Below are 10,548 nucleotides of genomic sequence, written 5' to 3'. Positions count from 1 at the left end.
GTCCGGCACGTGTACGGGGCTCGTTCGGAGGTACCGCGCGCGGCATGCGACGATGTGCGGCATGCCGCAGCAACCCCCCGTTCGGAGCAGCCCCGCGCGGCCCAGGCGTCCGGACGCCTCCATGTCGTTGATCACCAACGTCATGGACCACAGCCTCGACGACGGTTATGCCGAGGCCGCCGCCCGGAAGGAGTCCCTGGGCGAGGGCGGCCTGCCGAAGACCCTCCGCGCCAAGCTGGGCCTGGCGGGCGGACTGGTGCTCGCGGCACTGGTGGTGACGGTCGGCGCGGCGCAGGCGCATGTCGCGGCGCCGGTGGTGGCCAAGGAGCGGCAGGAGCTGATCGACCGCATCGACCGGGAGACCGCGGCCGCCGACAGGCTGGAGAGCGGTGTCGACCGGCTCCGTGCGGACGTCGGCGCGCGGCAGCGGGCGGCGCTACGGCAGTCCGGGGGCGGTCAGGCGGACCTCGTGGGTCTGCTGTCGGGTGCCACCGCCGTGCACGGTCCCGGCGTGAAGCTCGTGGTGGACGACGCCAAGGAGGCGAGCACCGGGGGAGACGGCACCGACCCGCGTGAGTCCGCCGGGTTCTCCGACACCGGGCGGGTGCGCGACCGGGACATGCAGCGCGTGGTCAACGGGCTGTGGGCGTCCGGCGCCGAGGCGGTCTCCATCAACGGGCAGCGGCTGACCGCCCTGTCCGCGATCAGGGCCGCGGGTGACGCGATACTGGTGGACAACCGGCCGCTGGTGCCGCCGTACACGGTGCTGGCGGTGGGGGACGGGCAGAAGCTGAGCACCGCGTTCCAGAACAGCGCCGACGGGCTGTACCTGCACGCGCTCCAGGACAACTTCGGCGTCCGTACCGCCATCTCGGCGGAGAGCGACGTCCGGTTGCCCGCCGCACCGAGTGTGATCGTACGAACAGCACAGCCGCGCGCCGAGCAGGCCGAGAAGACCGAGCAGGCCGAGAAGACTGAGAAGGGCACATCGTGATCGCCGTACTGGGCCTCGTCGTGGGAGTGGTGGCCGGACTGTTGGTCCGGCCCGAGGTTCCGGTGGTGGTCGAGCCGTATCTGCCCATCGCCGTCGTGGCGGCGCTGGACGCCGTGTTCGGCGGTCTGCGGGCGATGCTCGACGGCATCTTCGACGACAAGGTCTTCGTGGTGTCGTTCCTGTCGAACGTGGTCGTGGCCGCACTGATCGTGTTCCTCGGCGACAAGCTGGGCGTGGGCGCGCAGCTTTCGACGGGTGTCGTCGTGGTCCTGGGCATCCGGATTTTCTCCAACGCCGCGGCGATCCGCCGCCATGTCTTCCGGGCGTGAGTGCGATGAGCGACCAGGACGAGCGGCCGGAGCACGGGCCGCGCATGGAACTACCCCCCGAGGTGGCGGCCCCGCTGCCCGAGGCCGCGCCGGAGCCCGGACCCGCGCCCGAGCCGGAGCAGCCCGCCCAGCCCCGGCTGACCGGGCGTCAGCGGCTGGCGGAGGGTCTGTGGCCGCCCCGGCTGACGCGCGCGCAACTCATCGTGGCGCTGCTGCTGTTCGGTCTCGGCTTCGGGCTGGCCGTGCAGGTGGCGTCCAACAGCGACGGGGACAGCGCGCTGCGCGGGGCACGCCAGGAGGATCTGGTCCGCATCCTCGATGAACTGGACGACCGTACTCAGCGTCTTGAGGACGAGAAGCAGGGACTGGAGAAGCAGCGTCAGGAGTTGCAGAGCAGCTCGGACCAGGCCGCGGAGGCGCGCAGGCAGACCGCCGAGAAGGAACGCCAACTCGGCATACTCGCGGGCACCGTGGCGGCCACGGGCCCCGGCATCACCATGACCGTCGAGGACCCGAAGGGAGCCGTCGAGTCCGACATGCTGCTCGACGCGATCCAGGAACTGCGCGCGGCCGGCGCCGAGGCGATAGAGGTCAACGGTGTGCGCGTGGTGGCGAACACGTACTTGTCGGACGCCGGCGGTACCGTCGCCGTCGACGGCAACAAGATCAACGCCCCCTATCGTTTCCAGGTCATCGGCAAGCCGCAGGACCTGGAACCGGCGCTGAACATCCCGGGAGGCGTGGTGCAGAGCGTGGAGAAGGAGCAGGCCACGGTGAGTGTCGAGCGCTCGGACAAGATCGTTGTGAACGCCTTGCGGCAAGCGAAGCAGCCTGACTACGCTCGGTCGTCCTCCCGGTGAACCGGCGGTGCATGGGCGTCGTCGGGCGGGGGCATGAGGTTGCGGGGGGTCGACGCACCGAAGGGGTGGTGCGTGGTGGAAACTGTCGAGTGGATACGGACGTTGTGAACATGTCCGGATCGGTCGGTGTAGGCATTCTGGGTTCGTCCTGCCCCACGGGCGGGTCTGTTTCGGTCAAGGGGAATCGCCCGTGAAGTTGTTTGGGAAGTTGTTCGGCAAGAGCGCGCGAGAGGGCAACGAGAACGCGACGGCCCGTCATCGCGCACAGCCCGGCGAGGAAGGGCAGCGTCCGCTGTTCCGGGACCAGGTGGCTGGTCCGGCTGGTGGCACTTCCGGTGGTCAGGGCGCGGCGTCCGTTGACCCTGGCCAGTCCGGCGGCATAGGTTTCGGGCAACCGTCGCGGCAGGAGGCTCCGGACATGTCGGCCCTGGTGTGTACGAGGTGCGGGAACCGCAACGCGGACAACGCCCGCTTCTGCTCCCACTGCGGTGCGCCCCTGCGTCCCGGTGTGGCGCCGGAGCGTGCGTCGGAGACCACGTCCACGATCTCCATCTCGGGCATCGAGGCGTACGACTCGGAGGTCACCGGTCAGACGGCGATGCCGATGCTGTCGCCCGAGGCGCAGGCGGCGGTCGACGCGCTGCCCATCGGCTCGGCGCTGCTCGTGGTGCGCCGGGGCCCGAACTCGGGCAGCCGCTTCCTGCTGGACAGCGACCTGACCACGGCCGGGCGGCATCCGCAGAGCGACATCTTCCTGGACGACGTGACGGTCTCCCGCAGCCATGTGGAGTTCCGCCGCTCGCCGGACGGGTCTTTCACGGTGGCCGACGTGGGCAGCCTCAACGGCACCTACGTCAACCGTGAGCGGATCGACCAGGTGGCGCTGGCCAATGGTGACGAGGTGCAGATCGGCAAGTACCGGCTGGTCTTCTACGCGAGCCGGCAAGGAGTCTGACCCACCCCCGGGCGCCCGTCCGGGGGAACCCCAGGGAAGGTCCATGCTTCAAACACCGAGTGGCGGTGCCGGAAGCGGTACCGCCGCCAGGGACAGTGGGCTGATGAGCATCGGCACGGTGCTGAGCGTGCTGCGCGACGAGTTCCCCGAAGTCACCATCTCCAAGATCCGCTTCCTGGAGTCGGAGGGGCTCATCGAGCCGCAGCGGACCCCGTCGGGGTACCGCAAGTTCAGCCCCCGTGATCTGGAGCGGCTCGGCCATGTCCTGAGGATGCAGCGGGATCACTATCTGCCGCTCAAGGTGATCCGCGAGCAGCTGGAGGCCATGGAGCGCGGCGACGCGCTCCAGCTGCCCGTGGTCGGCCGTCAGCGCGGCGGCCCCGAGGAGCCGGCCGGGGCCGAGCTGCCCTCGGTCGCCCGGATCGGCCGGGACGAGCTGCTGGCGGCGGCCGGTATCGACGAGTCCGACCTGCGCGAGTGGGAGTCGTACGGGCTCCTCTCCCCCCTGGTGGACGGTGTCTATGACGCCGAGGCCGTCACCGTGGCCGCGCTGGTGGCCGAACTGGGCCGGTTCGGTATCGAACCCCGCCATCTGCGGGTGATGAAGGCCGCCGCCGAACGCGACGCCGGGCTGGTCGACCAGGTCGTCGCCCCCCTGAAGCGGCACCGCAACCCGCAGACCAGGGTGCTCGCCGAGGCCCGTACCAAGGAGCTGGCGGCGCTCACCACCAAGCTGCACTCGGCACTGGTCGAGTCCGCGCTCGGCGTACGGCTGCCCTGAGGAGCGGTGTGTCCGGCACCGGGCGCCCGTGCGCCGGATCGCCCACCTGTTCCCGGCCCGACTACCCAAACGTCCCGGGCACGGCCTAGGGTTGCTGTGTGAACGAGCTCGATGTCGTAGGTGTCCGGGTCGAAATGCCCTCCAACCAACCGATCGTGCTCCTGCGCGAAGTGGGAGGCGACCGCTACCTCCCCATCTGGATCGGTCCGGGGGAGGCGACGGCGATCGCCTTCGCCCAGCAGGGCATGGCTCCCGCGCGCCCGCTGACGCACGACCTGTTCAAGGACGTGCTGGAGGCGGTGGGCCAGGAGCTGACCGAAGTCCGCATCACCGATCTGCGAGAGGGCGTCTTCTACGCGGAACTGGTGTTCGCCAGCGGGGTCGAGGTGAGCGCGCGGCCGTCCGACGCCATAGCGCTCGCGCTGCGCACCGGCACGCCGATCTACGGCAGCGACGGCGTGCTGGACGACGCGGGGATCGCCATCCCGGACGAGCAGGAGGACGAGGTGGAGAAGTTCCGCGAGTTCCTCGACCAGATCTCGCCCGAGGACTTCGGCACCAGCAGCCAGTGATGCCAGGGGCCGGCCGGGTGGACTCGATGGTCCGCGTCCGGCCGGTCCGCGGCAAGTGGTGACGCCGTCGCGGGGGCAATTGCCAACGGCCCGTGAGAGCGTCCTACGCCTTTCCGCGAGCGCATTCGGCTAGCCTTTCCCAGCGGTGGGACACGGGAAACCACTCTCAGGGTGATTATCACTCGGCGTGCCGAGTGTGGCGATCGTTGACGCACCCCTGGTGACTGCCTACCGTCGACAGGGCAGGTCAAGGACGGAGGTCGGCGTGAGCATGAGCGGCGACGGTACGGCTGGGGGTGCCCCCGGACATGGTTACGGGGACGGCGGCCCGTACCTTCCCCCGAGCGCGCGGTTTCGGCCGGGCGGGGGACAGTCACAGCTCGGCGGCGTGGCCGATCACGCTCCGCAGCGGCCGACGGTGGTGCCTGACGGTGAGGGGGCGGCGGCCATGACGTCCGAGGAGATCGGCTACCGCGGTCCCACGGCCTGCGCGGCCGCGGGGATCACCTACCGGCAGCTCGACTACTGGGCCCGTACGGGGCTGGTCGAGCCGAGTGTGCGGCCGGCTCACGGTTCGGGCACCCAGCGGCTGTACAGCTTCCGTGACGTGGTCGTCCTGAAGATCGTCAAGCGGTTCCTGGACACGGGAGTCTCGCTGCAGAACATCCGCTCCACGGTGCAGCACCTCAGGGAGCGCGGGTTCCAGGATCTGGAGCGTATGACCCTGATGAGCGACGGCGCCATGGTCTACGAATGCACCTCCCCGGACGAGGTCCACGCGCTGCTCCAGGGCGGCCAGGGCATCTTCGGGATCGCCGTGGGCGTGGTGTGGCGGGACGTGGAGAGCGCCCTGTCCCAGCTGCACGGCGAGCGTGTCGACACCGGTGAGACGCTCATCGGGCACAACCCGTCCGACGAACTGGCGCGGCGCCGCAACCGCGCCGTCTGAGACCGGCCGGCACCGCTTTCCCCCGGGCGCCGGCGCGCGCGGGCCCATTGTCAGTGGTGTGGTGCAGCATCGGACATGTGAGAAACGCGCCCACCATCCTCCATCTCGACATGGATGCCTTCTTCGCCTCGGTGGAGCAGGCGTCCAAGCCGAGCCTGCGCGGGAAGGCCGTGGTCGTCGGCGGGATCGGGCCGCGCGGAGTGGTGGCCACCGCGTCGTACGAGGCGCGGGTGTTCGGGGTGCACTCGGCGATGCCCACCGCGCAGGCGCGGCGGCTGGCACCGAACGCCGCGTATCTCATGCCCCGTTTCGCGCTGTACCGGTCGATCAGCGACCAGGTGATGGCGTTGCTGCGGGAGTTGTCCCCGCTGGTGGAGCCGCTGAGCCTGGACGAGGCGTTCGTGGACCTGGAGGCGGGCGGCGTCGCCTCGGACGAGGCGTCGGCGCGGGCGGCCGGGGTGCGGCTGCGCGCCGACATCCTGGCGGTGACGGGGCTGACCGGCTCGGTGGGCCTCGCCGCCTCCAAGATGCTGGCCAAGATCGCCTCGGAGCGGGCCAAGCCCGACGGCCTGGTGCTCATCGAACCGGGCACCGAGCGGGCCCTGCTGGCGCCCATGTCCGTGCGGACCCTGCCCGGTGTGGGCCCCGCCACCGGCGATCATCTGCGGCGCGCCGGGATCACCACCGTGCTGGAGCTGTCGGAGGCGGGCGAGGACGAACTGGTCCGGCTGCTCGGCAAGGCCCACGGACACGCGCTGTACGCGATGGCGCTGGCCCGCGACGACCGGCCGGTGGTGGCCGAGCGGGAGGCCAAGTCGGTGTCGGTGGAGGACACCTACGCCGTGGACATCCACGACCGGCTGCGCGTCGGCCTGGAGGTCCGCCGACTGGCCGACCGGTGTGTGCGGCGGCTGCGCGGGGCCGGGCTGTCCGGGCGCACCATCGTGCTCAAGGTCCGGCGGTACGACTTCTCCACCCTGACCCGCTCCGAGACGCTCAGGGGGCCCACCGACGATCCGGCGGTGATCCGGGAGGCGGCCGCGCGACTGCTGGACTCCGTGGACACCACGGGCGGGGTGCGGCTGCTGGGCGTCGGCGTGTCCGGGCTGGCCGACTACACCCAGGAGGACCTGTTCGCCCAGGCGGCGGGGGAGCAGGCCGAGGAGACGCCGGAGGAGAGCGCCCCCGACGTCGGCCCGGAGAGACCCGGGCCCGCCGCGCCGGAGTGGCGGGCGGGCCAGGACGTGCGGCACCCGGAGTACGGGCACGGCTGGGTGCAGGGCAGCGGTCTGGGGCGGGTCACGGTGCGTTTCGAGACCCCGCGTTCGGCGCCGGGCCGGGTGCGGACCTTCCGGTCCGACGACAACGGTCTGGCCCCGGCCGACCCGCTGCCGCTGGTGGACGAGGCGCGCGGGCCGGCTGAGGGGGTGACGGAGGGCGGCGGATGAGGGTGGGCTCAGGTCTCCTCGGCGCCCGCGACCTCGCCGAAGTCGCGGTCCGGGGTGGTCCTGGCGGCGGGGCCCACGTGGAGGCCGTAGTGGTGGTAGAGCTGGAGTTCCTGTTCGGGGGAGAGGTGGCGGCCCACGCCGAAGTCGGGGGCGTCCTTGATGAGGGCGCGTTCGAAGGGGACGCGGAGCGCTCCGTCGACGATTTCGCTGGGCTCCAGCGGGACGAAGGCGTCGCGGGAGAAGAGTCCGGTGCGTACCGCGGCCCATTCCGGGACGCCGGTCGCGTCGTCGAGGTACACCTCGTCTATGGTGCCGATCTTGGTGCCGGCACGGTCGAACGCCTTGCGGCCGATCAGGCTGCGCGGATCGATGTCGGTCTGCACGATCCCTCTCCCTCCACATGGTCGCAACTCATCCGTAAGCACTACAAAAGAGCAGAATCAGCCGGGCGGCCACTCGAACGCCGCGCCCAGGACCCCGCTGGTACGCTGAACACGGCTGCTGACCCCGTGCGGGAGAGTCCTCCGAGCAATTCGGAGGCGCCGAAGGAGCAACTCCTCCCCGGAATCTCTCAGGCCCCCGTACCGCACGGACGAGGTCACTCTGGAAAGCAGGGCGGGTGTCCAGGACTCCCGCCCTCACCGACGGTGAAAGCCGGGCTCCGCAGGTCCCCGGTGAAGCTCTCAGGTAAGAGATGACAGAGGGGGAGGCCGGTGGGCACCCGCGCCGTGGTGCCCCTCGCAGGTCGCATCGACCAGGAGGCCTCCGCACATGACCGCCCCTCGCATTCCGCTCGCCGACCTCGAAGCGGGCATCCCCTTCGAGCAGCGCCACATCGGGCCCGACCAGGAGGCGCGGGCCAAGATGCTCGCGCAGATCGGCTACGGCTCGCTCGACGAGCTGACCGCCGCCGCGGTCCCGGATGTGATCAAGAACGCCGACGCGCTCGACCTGCCGGGCGCCCGCACCGAGGCCGAGGTGATCGCCGAGCTGCGCGGTCTCGCGGACCACAACCAGGTCCTCGGCTCCATGATCGGCCTGGGCTACCACGGCACCTTCACCCCGCCGGTCATCCTGCGCAACGTCATGGAGAACCCCGCCTGGTACACGGCCTACACGCCCTACCAGCCGGAGATCTCCCAGGGCCGGCTGGAGGCCCTGCTGAACTTCCAGACGATGGTCGCCGACCTCACCGGCCTGCCCACCTCCGGCGCCTCCCTGCTGGACGAGGGCACCGCCGCCGCCGAGGCGGTGGCGCTGTCCCGGCGCATGGGCAAGAACAAGAAGGGCCTCTTCCTGGTCGACGCGGACACCCTGCCGCAGACCGTCGCCGTCATCCAGACCCGCGCCGAGCCGGCCGGGGTCGAGGTCGTCGTCGCCGACCTGAGCGACGGCATCCCGGCCGACATCGCCGCCCGCGACATCACCGGCGTCCTGCTCCAGTACCCCGGCGCCTCCGGTGCCGTAAGGGATCTGAAGCCGGTCGTCGAGCAGGCGCACGGGCTGGGCGCCCTCGTCACCGTCGCCGCGGACCTGCTCGCGCTCACCCTGCTCACCTCGCCCGGCGAGCTGGGCGCGGACATCGCCATCGGCACCACCCAGCGCTTCGGCGTCCCCATGGGCTTCGGCGGGCCGCACGCTGGCTACATGGCGGTGCACGAGAAGTTCGCCCGCAGCCTGCCCGGCCGGCTGGTCGGCGTGTCCGTCGACGCCGACGGGCACCGGGCCTACCGCCTCGCGCTCCAGACCCGCGAGCAGCACATCCGCCGCGAGAAGGCCACCAGCAACATCTGTACCGCGCAGGTGCTGCTCGCCGTGATGGCCGGCATGTACGCCGTCTACCACGGCCCCGACGGTCTGCGGACGATCGCCCGCCGCACCCACCGCTACGCCACGATCCTGGCCGAGGGCCTGCGCGCCGGCGGCGTCGAGATCGTGCACGGCGCCTACTTCGACACCCTCACCGCGCGCGTGCCCGGCAAGGCCGCCGAGGTCGTCGCCGCCGCCCGCGAGGGCGGGGTCAACCTGCGCCTCGTCGACGCCGACCACGTCTCCCTGGCCTGCGACGAGACCACCGACCGGGCTCAGCTGGAGGCCGTCCTCGCCGCCTTCGGCGCCGAGGGCGACATCGAGGCGCTCGACGGTGCGGCCGAGGACACGCTGCCCGAGGCGCTGCTGCGCACCGACGACTACCTCACCCACCCGGTCTTCCACGAGCACCGCTCCGAGACGGCCATGCTGCGCTACCTGCGCAAGCTGTCCGACCGCGACTACGCCCTCGACCGGGGCATGATCCCGCTCGGCTCCTGCACCATGAAGCTGAACGCGACCACCGAGATGGAGCCGGTCACCTGGCCCGAGTTCGGCGCGCTGCACCCCTTCGCGCCCGCCGAGCAGGCCGAGGGCTACCTCACCCTCATCCGCGAGCTTGAGGACCGGCTCGCCGAGGTCACCGGGTACGACAAGGTCTCCCTCCAGCCCAACGCCGGCTCCCAGGGCGAGCTGGCCGGACTGCTCGCGGTACGCGCCTACCACCGGGCAGGCGGGGACGAGCAGCGCACCGTCTGCCTCATCCCGTCCTCCGCGCACGGCACCAACGCCGCGAGCGCGGTGATGGCCGGGATGAAGGTCGTCGTCGTGAAGACCGCCGGGGACGGCGAGATCGACGTCGAGGACCTGCGTGCCAAGATCGAGCAGCACCGTGACGAGCTGTCCGTGCTGATGATCACCTACCCGTCGACGCACGGCGTCTTCGAGGAGCACGTCGCCGACATCTGCGCCCAGGTGCACGACGCGGGCGGCCAGGTGTACGTGGACGGCGCCAACCTCAACGCGCTGGTCGGCCTCGCCAAGCCTGGCCACTTCGGCGGCGACGTCTCCCACCTGAACCTGCACAAGACGTTCTGCATCCCGCACGGCGGCGGCGGTCCCGGCGTCGGCCCGGTCGCGGTCCGCGCGCACCTGGCGCCGTACCTGCCCCACCACCCGATGCAGCCCGCGGCCGGTCCGGAGACGGGCGTCGGGCCGATCTCGGCGGCGCCCTGGGGCAGCGCGGGCATCCTGCCCATCTCCTGGGCCTACGTCCGCCTGATGGGCGGCGAGGGTCTCAAGCGCGCCACCCAGGTGGCCGTGCTCTCCGCCAACTACATCGCCAAGCGCCTGGAGCCGCACTTCCCGGTGCTCTACACCGGCCCCGGCGGTCTGGTCGCGCACGAGTGCATCATCGACCTGCGCCCGCTGACCAAGGCGACCGGCGTGAGCGTCGACGACGTGGCCAAGCGCCTGATCGACTACGGCTTCCACGCGCCGACCATGTCGTTCCCGGTGGCCGGCACGCTGATGATCGAGCCGACCGAGTCCGAGGACCTGGGCGAGCTGGACCGGTTCTGCGAGGCGATGATCGCCATCCGTGCGGAGATCGACAAGGTCGCCTCCGGCGTGTGGCCCGCCGAGGACAACCCGCTGCACGGCGCCCCGCACACCGCGGCCGCCCTCGGCGGCGAGTGGACGCACGCGTACACCCGCGAGGAGGCCGTCTTCCCGGCCGGGGTCTCGGCCGCCGACAAGTACTGGCCGCCGGTCCGCCGTATCGACCAGGCGTTCGGCGACCGCAACCTGGTGTGCTCCTGCCCGCCGCTGGACGCGTACGAGGACTGAGCG

Annotated in this window: 10 protein-coding genes and 1 riboswitch; of the genes, 9 read left to right on the top strand and 1 reads right to left on the bottom strand. The window is 71.3% G+C overall.

The genetic code is table 11. The features are described 5' to 3' along the window. Positions 1–52: 52 nt before the first annotated feature. The 8 genes from ACFWN1_RS28180 (at position 53) to ACFWN1_RS28145 (ending at position 6,888) form a co-directional block, all read left to right on the top strand. Positions 53–994: a DUF881 domain-containing protein gene (locus ACFWN1_RS28180; protein WP_384367792.1), complete on the top strand. Its 942-nt coding sequence runs from the start codon at positions 53–55 to the stop codon at positions 992–994. Next, positions 991–1,323, top strand: coding sequence for a small basic family protein (locus ACFWN1_RS28175; protein ID WP_266824523.1), 333 nt, complete (start codon positions 991–993; stop codon positions 1,321–1,323). The genes ACFWN1_RS28180 and ACFWN1_RS28175 overlap by 4 nt, the downstream gene beginning before the upstream one ends. A gap of 5 nt (positions 1,324–1,328) precedes the next feature. Continuing rightward, the gene (locus tag ACFWN1_RS28170; RefSeq protein ID WP_384367785.1) at positions 1,329–2,183 is read left to right on the top strand and encodes a DUF881 domain-containing protein; all 855 of its coding nucleotides are present in this window, start codon (positions 1,329–1,331) and stop codon (positions 2,181–2,183) included. An 82-nt stretch (positions 2,184–2,265) separates the two neighbouring features. Further along, positions 2,266–3,138, top strand: coding sequence for an FHA domain-containing protein (locus tag ACFWN1_RS28165; protein ID WP_384367789.1), 873 nt, complete (start codon positions 2,266–2,268; stop codon positions 3,136–3,138). A 43-nt stretch (positions 3,139–3,181) separates the two neighbouring features. Beyond that, the gene (locus ACFWN1_RS28160; RefSeq protein WP_384367782.1) at positions 3,182–3,919 is read left to right on the top strand and encodes a MerR family transcriptional regulator; all 738 of its coding nucleotides are present in this window, start codon (positions 3,182–3,184) and stop codon (positions 3,917–3,919) included. A gap of 98 nt (positions 3,920–4,017) precedes the next feature. Further along, positions 4,018–4,491, top strand: coding sequence for a bifunctional nuclease family protein (locus ACFWN1_RS28155; RefSeq protein WP_004002801.1), 474 nt, complete (start codon positions 4,018–4,020; stop codon positions 4,489–4,491). 265 nt (positions 4,492–4,756) lie between these two features. Then, positions 4,757–5,440 (top strand): MerR family transcriptional regulator, encoded by a 684-nt coding sequence (locus ACFWN1_RS28150; RefSeq protein ID WP_384367779.1) that lies wholly within the window; start codon positions 4,757–4,759, stop codon positions 5,438–5,440. 77 nt (positions 5,441–5,517) lie between these two features. After that, a complete protein-coding gene (locus ACFWN1_RS28145; RefSeq protein ID WP_384367776.1) occupies positions 5,518–6,888 on the top strand; it encodes a DNA polymerase IV in 1,371 nt (456 codons plus the stop codon). An 8-nt stretch (positions 6,889–6,896) separates the two neighbouring features. Here ACFWN1_RS28145 and ACFWN1_RS28140 read toward each other — a convergent pair whose 3' ends face one another. Then, complete coding sequence (locus tag ACFWN1_RS28140; RefSeq protein ID WP_384367773.1) at positions 6,897–7,271, bottom strand: PRC-barrel domain-containing protein; 375 nt, start codon at positions 7,269–7,271, stop codon at positions 6,897–6,899. A 119-nt stretch (positions 7,272–7,390) separates the two neighbouring features. Further along, a riboswitch (glycine riboswitch) is annotated at positions 7,391–7,485 on the top strand. Positions 7,486–7,659: 174 nt separating this feature from the next. Between ACFWN1_RS28140 and gcvP the strand changes: the two genes are divergently transcribed. After that, positions 7,660–10,545, top strand: a complete 2,886-nt coding sequence (gene gcvP, locus ACFWN1_RS28135) for an aminomethyl-transferring glycine dehydrogenase (RefSeq protein ID WP_384367770.1) — start codon at positions 7,660–7,662, stop codon at positions 10,543–10,545. Positions 10,546–10,548: the final 3 nt, after the last annotated feature.

Source organism: Streptomyces sp. NPDC058459, from assembly GCF_042721685.1.
Lineage (GTDB): Bacteria > Actinomycetota > Actinomycetes > Streptomycetales > Streptomycetaceae > Streptomyces.
Note: the sequence above shows the minus strand (reverse complement) of the source record. Positions and strands in the feature narration are given on the sequence as shown.

Coding starts and splice junctions, on each gene's coding strand:
- ACFWN1_RS28160 (WP_384367782.1), top strand. CDS start 3,182: ATGCTTCAAACACCGAGTGGCGGTGCCGGAAGCGGTACCGCCGCCAGG.
- gcvP (WP_384367770.1), top strand. CDS start 7,660: ATGACCGCCCCTCGCATTCCGCTCGCCGACCTCGAAGCGGGCATCCCC.
- ACFWN1_RS28180 (WP_384367792.1), top strand. CDS start 53: ATGTGCGGCATGCCGCAGCAACCCCCCGTTCGGAGCAGCCCCGCGCGG.
- ACFWN1_RS28170 (WP_384367785.1), top strand. CDS start 1,329: ATGAGCGACCAGGACGAGCGGCCGGAGCACGGGCCGCGCATGGAACTA.